The following is a 15,583-nucleotide window of genomic DNA, read 5'->3' on the forward strand; positions in this document are numbered from 1 at the left end:
CGAACAGCGCGGGGGGCGGCCCGTTCCCATTCCCCGACCGGATCGGGACCGGGTCAGGGGCCGCCGCCGGCACCGCCCGCGTCGTCGCCGTGCCACACGGCCTTCCAGCGCACGGCGCGGGCGATGCGCAGGGGGACGTCCCGCTCCGCCGGAGTCCGGTCGGAGGCCACCCCGCAGTGGGCGCACAGGCGGTACACGCCGTAGCCGTCGCTCCACCGCACGCCGCCGTGGTCGGCCTCGCAGACCGGGCAGCCCGGACCGGCGTACGTCCGCGCCCGCAGGATCGCCGGGACCACCGCGGGCAGCGGGCCCAGCGGATGGAACTCCAGGTTCGGGCACGGCACCCACGCCTGCGGCTGCGGCGGCACCGGCCGGCGCACCCCCGCCCGCTTCTGCGCCCGGCGCCGCTCCTGCCAGTCCAGGATGCCCGGCAGCCAGACCTCCCGGGCCGCGTGCAGCTCCTCCACCGCCCGCACCAGGGCGTCCGGGTCGTCCGCCGGGTCCCGGGGGATGCCGGCGCTGCCGCGCAGGTGGTGGAAGGTGGCGCGCAGCCCGTACGGGGCGAACTCCGTCAGGCAGGTGCGCAGCGCCGACAGCCGCCGGTACGGCGGGAGCCCGGTGTCGTGCACCCGTCGGCGGTGCGTCGCGAAGCTGGTCACCGCGTCAGGTTAGTGCCGTGCCGTGCCGGGCGTCGCGACCAGGCGGACCTTTACGGTCACGGCACCAGGGGCGCGAAGGCGAGGGCGGCACGGGGTTTCGGGGCGGTCGGCGTCAGCAGGCAGCGGCCCACCAGGCCGACGCCGGCGTCGAGGGACTCGGTGAACTCCTCCGCCAGTTCGGGGGCGCGGCGCAGCGTCCACAGCAGCCGGGCGGCGGACCAGGCCCCGTCGCGGGCGCGTTCCAGGCTCCAGGAGCCGAGCAGGTGCGTCAGCGGGTCGGCGATCTCCAGGAGGTCCGGGCCCGGCATCAGCTCGTCCCGGATCTGTTCCTCCAGGGCCACCAGCGTGTCCCCGACCCGGTCGAAGTCGGCCTCCAGGGCCGCCGGAGCGCAGTCCAGGGCCCGGCAGGTCGACACCACGGCCAGCGCCAGGTCGTGGCCGATGTGCGCGTTGATCCCGGCCAGCGCGTGCTGGAGCGGACGCACCCCCGGGTGGCGGCGGTACTGGAGCAGCGGCCGCCAGCAGGCCGGTGCCCGGTCCGCCTCCACCGCCGTCAGGTAGCGCTCGGCGAACCGCACGCTCAGGGTCCGCGCGGTCCGGGGCGCGGGGAACCCGCCGTGCTCGATCCGGTGGTGCAGCGTCTGCGTCACCGTCAGGTACACCCGGTTGAAGACGGCGACGCCGTCCTGTGCGGGGAGCCGCTCGTCGAGGGCGCGCATCCGCGCGAGTACCGCTTCCATGTCAGGCAGCGTCGCAGCCCGGACGGGCGGTGCGGGGAACTTGGCCGCAGGCTTCCCCGGTTCGGGCGAAACTCCGGCGGAACCGCGTCAACCCCGCTTGTCGTCGCCGTCCGGGCCGGTCTTCGCGTCGTACTCCGAGGTGCCCGAGTCCAGCAGCGGTTCCTGCGTCTTGAGGTGGGCCGGGGCGAAGTACCGCAGGGCGTGGTAGCCGGTGATCACCACGATGGTGCCGAGGGCGATGCCGCCCAGTTCGAAGCTGTCGGTGATCTGGAGGGTGACCCCGCCGACGCCGATGATGATGCCCGCCGCGGCCGGCACCAGGTTCAGGGGGTTGCGCAGGTCCACGCGTCCGCTGATCCAGATCTGCGCGCCGAGCAGGCCGATCATGCCGTACAGGATCACGGTGATCCCGCCCAGCACCCCGCCCGGGATCGCGGCGACGACCGCGCCGAACTTGGGGCACAGGCCGAAGAGCAGCGCGAAGCCCGCCGCCGCCCAGTAGGCCGCGGTGGAGTAGACGCGGGTGGCCGCCATGACGCCGATGTTCTCGGAGTACGTGGTGTTCGGCGGGCCGCCGACCGCCGTGGACAGCATCGACGCGGCGCCGTCCGCCGCGATCGCGGTGCCGAGCTTGTCGTCGAGCGGGTCGCCGGTCATCTCGCCGACGGCCTTGATGTGCCCGGCGTTCTCCGCGATGAGGGCGATCACGACGGGCAGCGCGATCAGGATCGCCGACCATTCGAAGGCCGGCGCGTGGAAGGACGGCAGCCCGATCCAGTCGGCCTTGCCGACCCCGGACAGGTCCAGGCGCCAGTGGTCGACGGCCTCGGGCCCGCCCGTCGTCGAGTGGATCTTCCCGAAGACGAGGTCGAAGAGCCAGGAGATCGCGTACCCGAAGATCAGGCCCAGGAAGATCGCGATGCGCGACCAGAAGCCGCGCAGGCACACCACCGCGAGCCCGGTGAACAGCATGGTCAGCAGCGCCGTCCACTGGTCCTGCGGCCAGTACGTCGAGGCCGTGACCGGCGCCAGGTTGAAGCCGATCAGCATCACGACCGCGCCCGTCACCACGGGCGGCATCGCCGCGTGGATGATCCGGGCGCCGAACCGCTGCACGGCCAGACCCGCGAGGAACAGGGCGACGCCGACCACGAACACCGCGCCGGTGACGACGGCGCTGTCCCCGCCGCCCGCCCGGATCGCCGCCGCGACACCCACGAAGGACAGGGAACAGCCCAGGTAGGAGGGGACCCGGCCGCGCGTCGCGAGGAGGAAGATGACCGTCGCGATGCCGGACATCATGATGGCCAGGTTGGGATCTAGGCCCATCAGGACCGGGGCGACGAAGCTCGCGCCGAACATCGCGACGACGTGCTGGGCGCCGAGCCCGGCGGTGCGCGGCCACGACAGCCGCTCGTCCGGCCGTACCACCGCGCCGGGAGCGGGGGTCCGCCCGTCTCCGTGCAGGGTCCAGCGCACGCCGAAGCCCATGTTCCACCACTTCCGTTCCAACGGCCCGTCAAGCATCCTGGCGGCCTGCCGCATTCGCCGCGGCAGGCCAGCCGCCATATTACGGGCCGATAGGTGCGGGTTCGTCCCGATTGGCGGGATCCGTGGTGGGCGGCACCGGCTTCTGCCGCAGGACGGCGGCCCCCGCCACCAGCGCGAAGGCCAGCAGCGTGACCAGCCCGAACGACACCACCAGCGAGGTCGCGTCCGCCACCGCACCGATCGCCGACGGAGCGATCAGCCCCGAGGTGTACGTGATCGTCGCGACGCCGGCGATGGCCTGCGCCGGAGCCGGCCCGCTGCGCGCCGCCGCCGCGAAGGCCAGCGGGACCACCACCGCGATGCCCAGCCCGATCAGCGCGAACCCGGCCAGGGCCCCCGCCGGATGCCGGACCGAGACCACCAGCAGCCCGCCCAGGGTGGCCAGTACGCCGCCCGCCCGGACGGTGCGCACGGCCCCGAACCGGTCGACCACCCGGTCCCCGGCGAGCCGGGCCAGGGCCATGGTCAGCGCGAAGGCGGTGGTGGAGGCGGCCGCGAGACCCGCGTCCGTGTGCAGCACGTCCCGCAGGTACACCGCCGACCAGTCCAGGCTCGCACCCTCGGCGAACACGGCGCAGAACCCGACGGCGCCGATCAGCAGGGAGGACTTCGGCGGCAGCGCGAAGTGCGGCGGAGCCTCCGCGTCCTGATCGCCCTTCAGGTCCAGCACCCCCCGTACGGCGACCAGCCCGGCCACGGTCAGGGCGAGCGCGGCCACCACGTGGTGGAGCCGCGCGTCGGCCCCCAGGTGCGCGGCGACCGTCCCGGCGGCCGAGCCCAGCAGCGCGCCCACGCTCCACATGCCGTGCAGCGAGGACATGATCGAGCGGCCGAGCCGGTTCTCGGTCTCCACCCCGAGCGCGTTCATCGCCACGTCCGACATCCCGGAGGTGGCCCCGTAGACGAAGAGCGCGGCGCACAGGGTCACCAGGTTCGGGGCCAGGGCCGGCAGGACCAGGGACAGGGTCCACAGCGACAGCAGCCCCCGCAGGGCGGTGCGGGCGCCGAACCGGTGGTTGATCCGCCCGGCCAGCGGCATCGCGAGCGCCGCGCCCAGGGCGGGGAAGGCCAGGGCGAGGCCCAGGGTGCCGGCGCTGAGCTGCGCGTGGTCCTGGATCCAGGGGATGCGGGTGGCGAAGGAGCCCGTCACGGCGCCGTGCGCGCAGAAGACGGCGGCTATCGCGAAGCGGGCACGGCGCAGCCGCGCCGGGCTGAGGTCGGTTTCCCCGGTCATGCGACGTAAACTATCAGGTACCCTGCCTGATGGTTAGTGCCGTGAACCTCCCTAAGATGGGCGCCGTGACCCCTGCCAAGGTGCTGACGACCGCATCCGTCCCGTCCCCCGCCTCGCCGAGCACCGCCCGGGCCATGAACGACCGCCTGGCGCTGGAACTCCTTCAGGCCGAGGGTCCGCTGACGGCGACCCAGCTCAAGCAGCTGACCGGCCTGTCCCGGCCCTCCGTCGCCGACCTCGTCGAGCGGCTCACCGGCGCGGGCCTGATCGAGGTCGTGGGGGAGTCCGGAGAACAGCGGCGCGGCCCCAACGCCCGGCTGTACGGGATCGTCGCCCGCCGCGCCCACCTGGCCGCCCTGGACGTCCGTACGGACCGTGCGACGGCCGTCGTCACCGACCTGCTCGGGCGGACCCTGGCCCGGGCCGAACTGCCCGTCGACGCGGTCGGCGAGGCGGTGGACCGGCTGGAGGAGCTCACCCGCGAGGCGGGCGCCGACCGGCTGCACACGGTGGTCGTCGGCGCACCGGGCCTGGTCGCCCCCGCCAGCGGCGAGCTGGGCGACACCATCGGGCTGCCGTCCTGGCACCGGGACCTCGTCACGGCCCTCCAGCGGCGGCTGCCGGCCACGGTGGTCGTGGAGAACGAGACCAACCTCGCCGCCCTGGCCGAGCAGCGCGTCGGCGCCGCCCGCGACCTGGACTCCTTCGTGCTGCTGTGGCTCGGCGCGGGGGTGGGGGCCGCCGTCGTCCTGGACGGGCGGCTGCGCCGGGGCGCCTCCGGCGGGGCCGGCGAGATCGGCTTCCTCCCGGTCCCCGGTACCGCCGGACTGCCCTCCGCCACCGACTGCGGCGGGGGCTTCCACGCCCTGGCGGGCCGCGCGGGGGTGACCGCCCTCGCGGCGGAACACGGTTTCCGCGGTCCGGCGGAGGAGGCCGTCGCCGGGGCCGCCGGGGAGGCCTTCCTCGACGCCCTCGCCGAGCGGCTCGCCCTCGGGGCGGCGGCCGTCGCCGCGGTCCTCGACCCGGGCTGCGTGGTGCTGGGCGGCGAACTCGGCCGCGCGGGCGGCGACGGCCTCGCCGCCCGGGTAGCCCACCGCCTCACCACCCTGACCCCCGTCCCGACGGCGGTCCGCGCCACCGCCCTCGGCGGCCCGGCCGTCATCGAGGGCGCCCGCCTGGCCGCCCGCGAAGCCGCCCAGTCCACCCTCTTCGGCACCTGACCGCCCCGGCCCCGACGCCCGGCCCGGCTCCGGCGCGGCCGGGGCCCGGTGCTCGCCCGGGACCCGGTCCCCGCGCCCGACCCGGCATCAGCACGCGCCCCGGCCCGAGCCCGGCCCCGGCTCCCGACCCGCCCGCCCGCGCGCCGTCGGCCGCGCCCCGGTCCGGCTCAGCCGCGTGCGCCCCGGAGGTACTCGTCGAAGCCGATCCGGCCCACCGCGTGGGACGGGGCCAGGTTTCCGCCGCGCCGGAAGCCCGCGTACGCCTTTCCGGCGAGCGGGACCTCGACCACCCGGCGGCGCCGCCCGGTCGCCACGAGGCGGACGCGGACCAGCTCCGCCAGGGTGCGGACCTGGGGGCCGCCCATGTCCGCGACGCGGCCCGCCGGGCGGGGCACCGCCAGCTCCGCCAGCCGGTCCGCGACCTCCGGGGCCGCGATCGGCTGCACCCGTACGCCCTTGGGCACCAGCGCCACCGGCAGCTTCGCCGCCGTGTCCGCCACCTGCGCCACCAGATCGTGGAACTGGGTGGTCCGCAGGATCGTGACGCCGAGCCCGGACGCCTCCAGCAGCCGCTCCACCGCCAGCTTCGTCCGGTAGTAGCCGAGCGGCACCACGTCCACCCCGACGATCGAGATGTACACGAGGTTCGTGACGGTCCCCGACCGGCGGGCCGCCCCGACCAGGTGCCGGGCGGCCGCCCCGTCGCCCCCGCGCGGGCTGCTCGCGCAGTGCACGACCACCTCCGCGCCGGCCATCGCCGCGTCCAGCCCACGGCCGTCCCGCAGGTCGACCGGGTGGTCCGGCGCGTGCCGGCTCAGCACCCGGACCTCGTGGCCCCGGTCCCAGAGCCGGGCGACGACCAGGGCTCCGAGGTTCCCGGTGCCTCCGGTGACGAGGATCGTGCTCATGATGTGTCCGTCCCTTCCCGCGCGGTGTGTGTGCACCAGCTGAGACAGGACGGCCCCGCGAAACGTGACAGCCCCGCGGGAGGAACCCGGAAAGCACCACCGGTTGCGCGGGGCGCACGAGGACCCGGTGGCCGCCGGGCCACCGGGTCCTCACGCGCGTTCAGCGGTGCTCACACACCGGGTGTCAGCAGGCGCCCTGGTCCTTCCAGACGCCCCATTCGCCCGTGGTGCCCGGAGCCTCGTTCTGCGTCCACCACTGGGCCTTCCAGTAGCGGCCGTTGTGCGAGACGACGTTGCCGGTGTTGTAGATCTGGCCCGCCACGTAGGCCGGACCGGTGCAGGTGCCGCCCGGCGGGGTCGTCGGAGGCGTGGTCGGCGGGGTCGTCGGGGGAGTGGTGGGCGGGGTGGTCGGGGGAGTGGTCGGCGGCTGGGTGCCGCCCGGCTCCACGACCGTGGTGCCGCGCGCCAGGTCCCCGGCGAAGGCGTACGTCGTGCCGGAGATGTTCACCGTCCAGTTGGAGGGCGTGGACACCGGCAGGTAGTAGTTGAAGGCCAGGTCGACCGAGGCTCCCGGGGCGAGCGACTGCCACGCCGGCAGCTTCAGCGAAACCCGGTGGAAGTCGCCCTTCAGCCCGCCGACGTTGCTGCCGGTGTGGTCGCTCTTGACGACCTTGGTGCCGAAGCCGGACTGGTCCGAGGCGTTGTTCGGGGCCGAGGTCGAGTAGTCGAACTGGAACTCGGTGCCGCCCGGCAGCGCCGACTTCGTGTTGTTCGTGATCTTGACCTTCGGGGTGAGCGGGTAGTTGGAGTCGCCGAGCTTGAACTCGGTGAACTCCGCCTTCACGTCCACGGCCTGGGCCGGCAGCGCGGTGTTGGACTTCTTCGCCCCGTACGGGGAGGCCGCCTTGAACTTGTCGTACATCAGCGTGGTGAGCGTGTCGCCCATCTCGTACTGGCCCTTGGCGGCGTTCCAGCCGTAGTCGCCGGCCATCTCCCAGACCATGGTGCCGCCGATGCCGCGGTCGACCACGTAGTCCGCCTTGGCGGCGACCGACTGCTCGTCCTCGGTGGAGAGGAACACCTTCTTCTGCGCGTTCCACAGCCACGGCGCGACCAGCGTCGAGTCGTACTTGCGGGCGTAGGTGCCGGTCAGCGCGGTGTTCGCCGGGAAGCCGTACTTGGTGACGTAGTCGCCGACGATCCCCTTCTCCAGGTTCTTGGCGTGCCACATCGGGTTGGAGCCGGCGGGGGACTCGACCCCGTTGGTGTCCTTGTCGTGCCACAGGTTGTCGATGCCGGTCGCGCCGTCACCGCACTTGGTCAGACCCGCGCCGGCCGGGCAGGTGGTCGCGGCCGCCTTGCCCCACAGGCCGTCGGTCCCGCCCTGCACGTTCTTGTGGCCGCGGGTGTAGTACGGCAGGCCGATGTTGATGCGGCCGGCCGGCATGGAGCCGCGGAAGTAGTGGTACGCCCAGTCGGTGTTCAGGTAGCCGATGCCGCCGTACTGGGAGCTGCCGTAGACGTTCGCGGCGGCCAGCTCGGCGTCCTTGCCGTCGTCGAAGAGCGAGGCGTTCGGGCCGACGTACTCGTTCCAGGCGCCGTGCAGGTCGTAGGACATGATGTTGACGTAGTCCAGGTACTTCTGCATCTGGAACGTCTCCATGCCGCGCAGCAGGTAGCCGGAGGAGGGGGCGGCGACGGTCAGCATGTAGTGCTTGCCGTCGGTGGCGCCGGCCCGGTCCAGCTTCTCGCGCAGGCTCTTCATCAGGGCGTCGTAGCCCTTGACGAGGCCCGCGCGGCGGGCGTTGGACAGCTGCCAGTCGAGCGGGTTGCCCGCGTCCTTCATCGTGGTCGGGTACTCGTAGTCGATGTCGACGCCGTTGAACCCGTACTTGCGGATGAACTCGACCGAGGAGTCGGCGAAGGTGTCGATGCCGGCCTGGTTGACCGAGCCGTCGGCGTTGGTCGCCATCGAGTAGAACCCGCCGGAGGCGACCCGGTTGCCGTCGTCGCCGAAGAAGCCGCCGGTCTCCGCCCAGCCGCCGACCGAGATCAGCGTCTTGACGTTCGGGTACTGCTTCTTGAACTTCGTCAGCTGGTTGAAGTGGCCCTTGTAGGGGAGCGACGGGTCCATCTCGGCACCCGCCACGCCCGGCCAGGTCATCCCGGTGGCCGCGTTGTTCACGTTGTCCGAGCCGACCGAGATCTTGTTGTCGGCGCCGACGTGCGCGAAGGCGTAGTTCAGGTGGGTGACCTTGGACCAGGGGATGTTGTTGGCGAGGTAGGCGGGAGTGCCGTCCTTGCCGGTGCGCCAGCCGGTGAAGTAGCCGATGACGCGGCGCTGGTGGTCGGCGCCCATCTTCTCGCGGCCTTCGGAGTCGTAGACCGAGCAGTACGGGACGTCGACCCCGGGGGTCTTGTACAGCCCGTCGGGGCGACAGCTCTCGTTGTCGGCGGCGTGCGAGACGCCCGCGGAGAGCCCGCCGACCAGCAGGCCGGCGATTGCGGCGCCGGATGCCAGGAGCAGCGCTCTCGTACGAGTGGGGGAGGGCATGGTGCCTCCTGGGGAGGGGAGGATGGCAGGACACGACGTGCTCAACAAGCAGAAATGTGGCGCTGGTTGGCCTGTGACGTGCGCACGTCGGCAGGGCCGGCTCCCGGGGAAGATGAAGGGAACGTTAAGAGGACTAGACCAACCCGTCAATAGGTCTGGACCAAAGCCCGGCCGGGAGTACCGGTCCCGCGCGGGCGGGACGCGGGCGGCGCACCGGCCGCGTACAGGTGACCCGCGGTCACCGCTCGAGAACGGCTTGTTTGTGACCCAGGCCACAGCGATTCACTCGCATGGCCGCCGATCACCCGTGGCACACTGGCCCTAAGTACCAGTAGCAGCGCACTCCGGGGTCGGTGTAATTCCGAACCGGCGGTTATAGTCCGCGACCCGTCCGCATCCAGCGGCCGGTTGACCAGGTGAAATTCCTGGACCGACGGTTAAAGTCCGGATGGGAGGCAGTGCGCGGCGGGCAGTCACCGGTACGCCGCCGTCGGCGGTCCATCGGCGTATCCCCAGCGGATACGTCTCGGGATCCAGTCCCGGAACGGACCGTGAATCCGGCCCCGGCGTCCCCGCGTGTACCACCCGCTTCATCTGTCGTCACCCGACAGGCCCCGGAGTCCGTGCCCGATGAGGCAGGAGGACCCGGTGGCGACACACGCCGCGCAGGCAGCACCCGACCCGAGCGCCGTCGCCATGCGCCGGGCCATCGAGCTCGCCGCCCGCGGACTCGGCTCCACCAGCCCCAACCCCGTCGTCGGCTGCGTCATCACCGGCCCCGGGGGCGACGTCGTGGGCGAAGGCTGGCACCAGCGCGCCGGCGGCCCGCACGCCGAGGTCCACGCCCTGCGCGCCGCGGGAGACGCCGCCCGGGGCGGCACCGCCTACGTCTCCCTCGAACCCTGCAACCACACCGGCCGTACGGGTCCCTGCGCCGGCGCCCTCGTCGAGGCCGGCGTCGCCCGCGTCGTCTACGCCGTCTCCGACCCGAACCCCCAGGCCAGCGGCGGCGCCGCCACCCTGCGCGCCGCCGGGATCGACACCTCGGCCGGGCTCCTCGCGGACGAGGCCGAGGAGGGCAACGCCGCCTGGCTGACCTCCGTGCGCCTCGGCCGCCCGTACGTCCTGTGGAAGTACGCCGCCACCCTCGACGGCCGTACCGCCGCCGCCGACGGCACCAGCCGCTGGATCACCTGCGCCGAATCCCGCGCCGACGTCCACCGGCTGCGCGCCGAGGCCGACGCCGTCGTCGTCGGCTCCGGCACCCTGCGCGCCGACGACCCCCACCTCGCGGTGCGCGGGATCGAAAGCGCCGTCCAGCCCCTGCGGGTCGTCCTCGACACCCACGCCACCGTCCGGCCCGGCGCCCGCGTCCTCGACGGCGCCGCCCCGACCCTCATCGCCGTCGGACAGGACGCCGACACCGGCCACCTGCCCGGCGTCGACCTGGTCCGGCTGCCCCACGACAAGACCGGCCTCTCGGTCCACGCCCTCCTCGCCGAGCTGCACCGGCGCGGCGTGCGCTCCGTCCTCCTCGAAGGCGGCTCCACCGTGGCGGGCGCCTTCGTCGCCGCCGGAGCCGTCGACAAGGTGGTCGGCTACCTGGCCCCCGTCCTGCTCGGCGCCGGCCCCGCCGCCCTCGCCGACGCCGGGATCGCGACCATCGCCGACGCCCTCCGGCTCACCCTCACCGAGACCACGCGCCTCGGCACGGACATCCGCATCACCGCCACACCCGCACGCCCCTCCCGTCCCACCGCCCCCAAGGAGCACTGAGTGTTCACCGGAATCGTCGAAGAACTGGGCGAGGTCACCGCCGTCGAGCCGCTCGCCGAAGCCTCCCGCTTCCGCCTGCGCGGCCCGGTCGTGACCGAGGGCGCCAAGCACGGTGACTCGATCGCCGTCAACGGCGTCTGCCTGACCGTCGTGGAGACCGCCGACGGCGAGTTCACCGCCGACGTCATGCAGGAGACCCTGAACCGCTCCAGCCTCGGCGCCCTCGCCGCGGGATCCCGCGTCAACCTGGAACGCCCGATGGCCCTCGGCGGACGCCTCGGCGGCCACCTGGTCCAGGGGCACGTGGACGGCACCGGCGAGATCCTCTCCCGCACCCCCTCCGAGCACTGGGAGCTCGTCAAGGTCGCCCTCCCGGCGCAGCTGGCCCGGTACGTCGTGGAGAAGGGCTCCATCACCGTCGACGGCGTCAGCCTGACCGTGGTCGAGGCCGCCGCCGACCACTTCACCATCAGCCTCATCCCCACCACCCTCGCGCTGACCACCCTGGGCATCAAGCAGCCCGGCGACCCGGTCAACCTGGAGGTCGACGTCCTCGCGAAGTACGTCGAACGCCTGCTGGCCGCCGGAGTCGACCCGCTCCACGCGCAGGGAGAGCAGCGATGAGCGCCCTGACCTGGCTCAACACCGAGGCCTTCGCCGTCTTCGGCCAGAAGGTCATCTGGTCCGACATGATCGGCAACCTGATGGGCCTGGCCGCCCTCGCCCTCGGCTGGCGCCGCTCCATATGGACCTGGCCCGCCCAGCTCCTCTCCGGCCTGATCCTGGTCGCCGCGTACGCCTCCGCCCACCTCGCGGGCGGCGTCGGCAAGCAGCTCCTGGTGATCGCCGTAGCCGTCTGGGGCTGGCGCGCCTGGCAGCTCGGCAGGCAGAAGGCCCAGGACGGCACCATCGCCGTGCGCACCGCCACCTGGAAGGAGCGCGGCCTGCTCCTCGCCGGAGCAGCGGCGGGCACCCTCGCCGTCGGCGGCCTGTTCACCCTCGTCCCGACGCTGTCCTGGAGCCCGTGGGCCGACGCCTACATCTTCGTCGGCACGATCGTGGCGATGGTGGCCCAGGCCCGCGGCCTCGTCGAGTTCTGGTTCGCCTGGCTCCTCGTCGACCTCGTCGGCGTCCCCCTCGCCTTCAACAGCGGCCTGGCCTTCTCCGGCCTCGTCTACGTCGTCTACTTCGCCCTCGTCCTGTGGGGCGCGTACGACTGGTACCAGCGCTCGCGCACCAACCCCGCCCCGGCCCTCGAAGGAGCAACGGCATGACCACCCTCAAGCCCGTGCCGGACGTGCCCGACGCCGGTCCGCAGGAGACCTTCCGGCTCGACCCGATCGAGCAGGCCATCCGCGACATCGCCGCGGGCCGGCCGATCGTCGTCGTCGACGACGAGGACCGCGAGAACGAGGGCGACCTCGTCATCGCCGCCGAGAAGGCCACCCCCGAGATCATCGCGTTCATGATGAGCGAGTGCCGCGGCCTGATCTGCGCCCCCATGGAGGGCCCCGAGCTGGACCGGCTCGAACTCCCCCAGATGGTCCAGAACAACACCGAGTCGATGCAGACGGCCTTCACCGTCTCCGTCGACGCGAGCGCCGCCCACGGCGTCAGCACCGGCATCTCCGCCGCCGACCGCGCCACCACCCTGCGCCTGCTGGCCAACGGCTCCAGCGAGCCGTCGGACTTCGTCCGCCCCGGCCACGTCTTCCCGCTGCGCGCCAAGCCCGGCGGCGTACTGGTCCGCAACGGCCACACCGAGGCCGCCGTCGACCTCGCCCGCCTCGCGGGACTGCGCCCCGCCGGAGCCATCGTGGAGATCGCCGGCGAGGACGGCGTCATGCTGCGCCTGCCCGAGCTGATCCCCTTCGCCCGCAAGCACGGACTGACGATCATCTCCATCGAGGACCTGATCGCCTACCGCCGCTCCGCCGAGCCGACCGTGCGCCGCGAGGCCGAGGTCAGCCTGCCGACCTCGTTCGGCGCCTTCACGGCGTACGGCTACCGCTCCACCGTCGACGGCGTCGAGCACGTCGCCCTCGTCCACGGCGACGTCGGCGACGGCTCCGACGTCCTGGTGCGCATGCACTCCGAATGCCTGACCGGCGACATCTTCCAGTCCCAGCGCTGCGACTGCGGCCCCCAGCTGCACGCCTCCATGGCCCGCATCCAGGCCGAGGGCCGGGGCGTCGTCGTCTACCTGCGCGGGCACGAGGGCCGCGGCATCGGACTGCTGTCCAAGCTGCGCGCCTACGAACTCCAGGAACGCGGCCGCGACACCCTCGACGCCAACCTGGAACTGGGCCTGCCCGCCGACGCCCGCGACTACGGGGCCGGGGCCCAGATCCTCGCCGACCTCGGCGTGCGCAGCGTCCGTCTGCTGACCAACAACCCGGACAAGTCCGCCGCGCTGGTCCGCCACGGCATCGCCGTCACCGGCCGGGAGCCCATGCCCGTCGAGGCGGGCGAGCACAACCTGCGGTACCTGCGCACCAAGCGGGACCGCATGGGTCACGACCTGCCCTGGCTGGAGGGGGCCGTGCCCACCTCCGCCTGCGGCAACCAGTAACCACACCCACCGAGACCCGGTCCACCGAGACCCAGTCCACCCAGAACCCCGGAACCACCGGAACCACCACCGAGGAGCAGAGCTGTGAGCGGCAAGGGCGCACCCGAACTGAGCGTGAAGAACTGCGGCGACCTGCGCGTCGCCGTCATCGCGGCGCAGTGGCACGAGAAGGTCATGGACGGTCTGGTCGACGGCGCCCTGCGGGCCCTGCACGAGCTGGGCATCGACGAGCCCACCCTGCTCCGCGTCCCCGGCAGCTTCGAGCTCCCGGTCGTGGCGAAGGTACTCGCCGGTCGCGGTTACGATGCCATCGTCGCCCTCGGAGTGGTCATCCGCGGCGGCACCCCCCACTTCGACTACGTGTGCCAGGGCGTCACCCAGGGCCTGGTGCAGGTGTCGATCGACACCGGAGTTCCCGTCGGCTTCGGCGTTCTGACCTGCGACAACGACGAGCAGGCGCTGGACCGCGCCGGGCTCGAGGGGTCGAACGAGGACAAGGGGCACGAAGCGGTCACCGCCGCCGTCTCCACCGCCATGACCCTGCGGACGGTCAGCGAACCCTGGCGCTGAGTGGCGGCGGGGGACCCCTTATTCTGAGGACCATCATGGCGAACACCTCCAAGACCTTCGAAGAGCTCTTCACGGAGCTCCAGCTCAAGGCCGCCAACGGCGACCCCAGCTCCTCCCGCACCGCCGAGCTCGTGGGCAAGGGCGTCCATGCCATCGGCAAGAAGGTCGTCGAGGAGGCCGCCGAGGTCTGGATGGCCGCCGAGTACGAGGGCAAGGAAGCCGCCGCCGAGGAGATCTCCCAGCTGCTCTACCACGTCCAGGTGATGATGGTGGCGCGCGGGATCTCCCTCGACGACGTCTACGCGCACCTCTAGGCCGGAGCACCACCACGGGCCCCCCGCCCGCCCCACACCCTTTCGCACCTACGCACCAAAGGAAGCCCCATGCTGCGCATCGCCGTCCCCAACAAGGGCTCACTCTCCGGAGCGGCGTCGGCGATGCTCCATGAGGCCGGCTACCGCCAGCGCAAGGAGTCCAAGGAACTCGTCACGGTCGACCCCGACAACGAGGTCGAGTTCTTCTACCTCCGCCCGAAGGACATCGCGATCTACGTCGCCTCGGGCAAGCTCGACATCGGCATCACCGGCCGTGACCTGCTGCTGGACTCCGGGGCCAACGCCGAGGAGATCCTCCCGCTGAACTTCGGGCGCTCCACCTTCCGCTACGCCACCAAGCCCGGCACCGCGAAGGGCCCCGAGGACTTCGGCGGCATGACGATCGCCACCTCGTACGAGGGAATCGTCGCCAAGCACCTCGCCGAACTCGGCATCGACGCCGCCATCGTCCACCTGGACGGCGCGGTCGAGACCGCCATCGAACTCGGCGTCGCGCAGATCATCGCGGACGTCGTCGAGACCGGCACCAGCCTGCGCAACGCCGGCCTGGAGGTCATCGGCGAGCCGATCCTCAAGTCCGAGGCGACCGTCATCCGGCGCACCGGAGCCGGCACCGACGACCCCAAGGTCGCCCAGTTCCTGCGCCGCCTCCAGGGCGTCCTGGTGGCCCGCAGCTACGTGATGATGGACTACGACTGCCGCGCCGAGCACCTGGAGCGCGCGGTCGCCCTCACCCCGGGCCTGGAGTCGCCGACGATCTCCCCGCTGCACAACGAGGGCTGGGTCGCCGTCCGAGCGATGGTCCCCGCCAAGGAAGCCCAGCGGATCATGGACGACCTGTACGAGCTCGGCGCGCGCGCGATCCTCACCACCTCGATCCACGCCTGCCGTCTCTGACCCGGCCTTCCCGACAGCCGGTACTTCCCCCCTCGAACCTCTCGCAGAACCGAGCGCACCCATGGCCGAGTCCGCCGCCCAGCCCGCACCGCCCGCCCTGCCGGTCACCTTCCGGCCGAACCGGACGCGGGCCGTGCTGCTGAGCGTCGGACTGGCCATGTTCGCGACGATCACCACCGTCGCGCTGCTGCTGGAGAACCTCAGCCCGGGCGAGCGCGTGAGCTTCGTCTTCACCGCCGCCCTGCTGACCTCCGTCCTCGTCCTGCTCAGCCGCCCCAAGGTGGTCGCCGACGAGGCCGGGGTCACCGTGGTCAACCTGACCACCACCCGCCGGCTGGAATGGGCGCAGATCCTGCGCGTCAACCTCCGCCCCGGCGACCCGTGGGTGTTCCTGGACCTCAGCGACGGCACCAGCCTGCCCGTCCTCGGCATCCAGCCCGGAGTCGCCAAGGCCCAGGCGATCGGCGACGCCCGCGCCCTGCGCGCGCTGGCCGAAACCAGGGGAACCGGCGCAAACGACCACTGAGCCCGCCCGGCCTCGTCGCTGCGTCCCATTGCGGCCGCGAT

The 15,583-nt window shown here is 72.7% G+C and carries 15 protein-coding genes and 1 riboswitch; of the genes, 9 read left to right on the forward strand and 6 right to left on the reverse strand.

Annotation, left to right across the window (positions count from 1 at the left end; translation table 11 throughout):
* Positions 1 to 53: 53 nt before the first annotated feature.
* The 4 genes from ABZZ17_RS17350 to ABZZ17_RS17365 all read right to left on the reverse strand — a co-directional run bounded on the left by ABZZ17_RS17350 (position 54) and on the right by ABZZ17_RS17365 (position 4,184).
* The gene (locus ABZZ17_RS17350; RefSeq protein ID WP_356876801.1) at positions 54 to 659 is read right to left on the reverse strand and encodes a hypothetical protein; all 606 of its coding nucleotides are present in this window, start codon (positions 657 to 659) and stop codon (positions 54 to 56) included.
* Positions 660 to 715: 56 nt separating this feature from the next.
* On the reverse strand, positions 716 to 1,399 hold the full coding sequence (locus ABZZ17_RS17355; protein WP_356876803.1) for a DUF5995 family protein: 684 nt from the start codon (positions 1,397 to 1,399) through the stop codon (positions 716 to 718).
* An 87-nt stretch (positions 1,400 to 1,486) separates the two neighbouring features.
* On the reverse strand, positions 1,487 to 2,890 hold the full coding sequence (locus ABZZ17_RS17360) for a solute carrier family 23 protein (RefSeq protein ID WP_356876905.1): 1,404 nt from the start codon (positions 2,888 to 2,890) through the stop codon (positions 1,487 to 1,489).
* A 79-nt stretch (positions 2,891 to 2,969) separates the two neighbouring features.
* The gene (locus tag ABZZ17_RS17365; RefSeq protein WP_356876805.1) at positions 2,970 to 4,184 is read right to left on the reverse strand and encodes an MFS transporter; all 1,215 of its coding nucleotides are present in this window, start codon (positions 4,182 to 4,184) and stop codon (positions 2,970 to 2,972) included.
* A gap of 56 nt (positions 4,185 to 4,240) precedes the next feature.
* Here ABZZ17_RS17365 and ABZZ17_RS17370 point away from each other — a divergent pair, with 56 nt between their 5' ends.
* A complete protein-coding gene (locus ABZZ17_RS17370; protein WP_356876907.1) occupies positions 4,241 to 5,404 on the forward strand; it encodes an ROK family transcriptional regulator in 1,164 nt (387 codons plus the stop codon).
* Positions 5,405 to 5,571: 167 nt separating this feature from the next.
* Here the strand turns inward: ABZZ17_RS17370 and ABZZ17_RS17375 are convergent, their stop codons facing one another.
* Positions 5,572 to 6,312, reverse strand: a complete 741-nt coding sequence (locus tag ABZZ17_RS17375) for an NAD(P)H-binding protein (protein ID WP_356876807.1) — start codon at positions 6,310 to 6,312, stop codon at positions 5,572 to 5,574.
* A gap of 184 nt (positions 6,313 to 6,496) precedes the next feature.
* Complete coding sequence (locus ABZZ17_RS17380; RefSeq protein WP_356876809.1) at positions 6,497 to 8,866, reverse strand: chitinase C-terminal domain-containing protein; 2,370 nt, start codon at positions 8,864 to 8,866, stop codon at positions 6,497 to 6,499.
* A 335-nt stretch (positions 8,867 to 9,201) separates the two neighbouring features.
* Positions 9,202 to 9,332: riboswitch (FMN riboswitch) on the forward strand.
* A 230-nt stretch (positions 9,333 to 9,562) separates the two neighbouring features.
* On the opposite strand from ABZZ17_RS17380, the gene ribD reads away from it, so the two are divergent.
* From ribD to ABZZ17_RS17420, 8 genes are all read left to right on the forward strand, one after another.
* Positions 9,563 to 10,642, forward strand: a complete 1,080-nt coding sequence (gene ribD, locus ABZZ17_RS17385) for a bifunctional diaminohydroxyphosphoribosylaminopyrimidine deaminase/5-amino-6-(5-phosphoribosylamino)uracil reductase RibD (RefSeq protein WP_356876909.1) — start codon at positions 9,563 to 9,565, stop codon at positions 10,640 to 10,642.
* Positions 10,643 to 11,266: a riboflavin synthase gene (locus ABZZ17_RS17390; protein ID WP_356876811.1), complete on the forward strand. Its 624-nt coding sequence runs from the start codon at positions 10,643 to 10,645 to the stop codon at positions 11,264 to 11,266.
* Positions 11,263 to 11,916, forward strand: coding sequence for a nicotinamide mononucleotide transporter family protein (locus tag ABZZ17_RS17395; RefSeq protein ID WP_356876813.1), 654 nt, complete (start codon positions 11,263 to 11,265; stop codon positions 11,914 to 11,916). Before ABZZ17_RS17390 ends, ABZZ17_RS17395 begins: the two co-directional genes overlap by 4 nt.
* Positions 11,913 to 13,214: a bifunctional 3,4-dihydroxy-2-butanone-4-phosphate synthase/GTP cyclohydrolase II gene (locus tag ABZZ17_RS17400; protein ID WP_356876815.1), complete on the forward strand. Its 1,302-nt coding sequence runs from the start codon at positions 11,913 to 11,915 to the stop codon at positions 13,212 to 13,214. Before ABZZ17_RS17395 ends, ABZZ17_RS17400 begins: the two co-directional genes overlap by 4 nt.
* A gap of 84 nt (positions 13,215 to 13,298) precedes the next feature.
* On the forward strand, positions 13,299 to 13,784 hold the full coding sequence (gene ribH / locus ABZZ17_RS17405; RefSeq protein WP_007262951.1) for a 6,7-dimethyl-8-ribityllumazine synthase: 486 nt from the start codon (positions 13,299 to 13,301) through the stop codon (positions 13,782 to 13,784).
* A 35-nt stretch (positions 13,785 to 13,819) separates the two neighbouring features.
* Entirely contained in the window at positions 13,820 to 14,098 is a 279-nt protein-coding gene (locus tag ABZZ17_RS17410; RefSeq protein ID WP_356876817.1) for a phosphoribosyl-ATP diphosphatase, read from the forward strand.
* A 69-nt stretch (positions 14,099 to 14,167) separates the two neighbouring features.
* A complete protein-coding gene (gene hisG / locus ABZZ17_RS17415) occupies positions 14,168 to 15,016 on the forward strand; it encodes an ATP phosphoribosyltransferase (protein WP_356876819.1) in 849 nt (282 codons plus the stop codon).
* A gap of 61 nt (positions 15,017 to 15,077) precedes the next feature.
* Entirely contained in the window at positions 15,078 to 15,542 is a 465-nt protein-coding gene (locus ABZZ17_RS17420) for a PH domain-containing protein (protein ID WP_356876821.1), read from the forward strand.
* Positions 15,543 to 15,583 lie beyond the last annotated feature (41 nt).

It is taken from the genome of Streptomyces sp. NPDC006512, from assembly GCF_040611935.1.
Classification (GTDB): domain Bacteria; phylum Actinomycetota; class Actinomycetes; order Streptomycetales; family Streptomycetaceae; genus Streptomyces.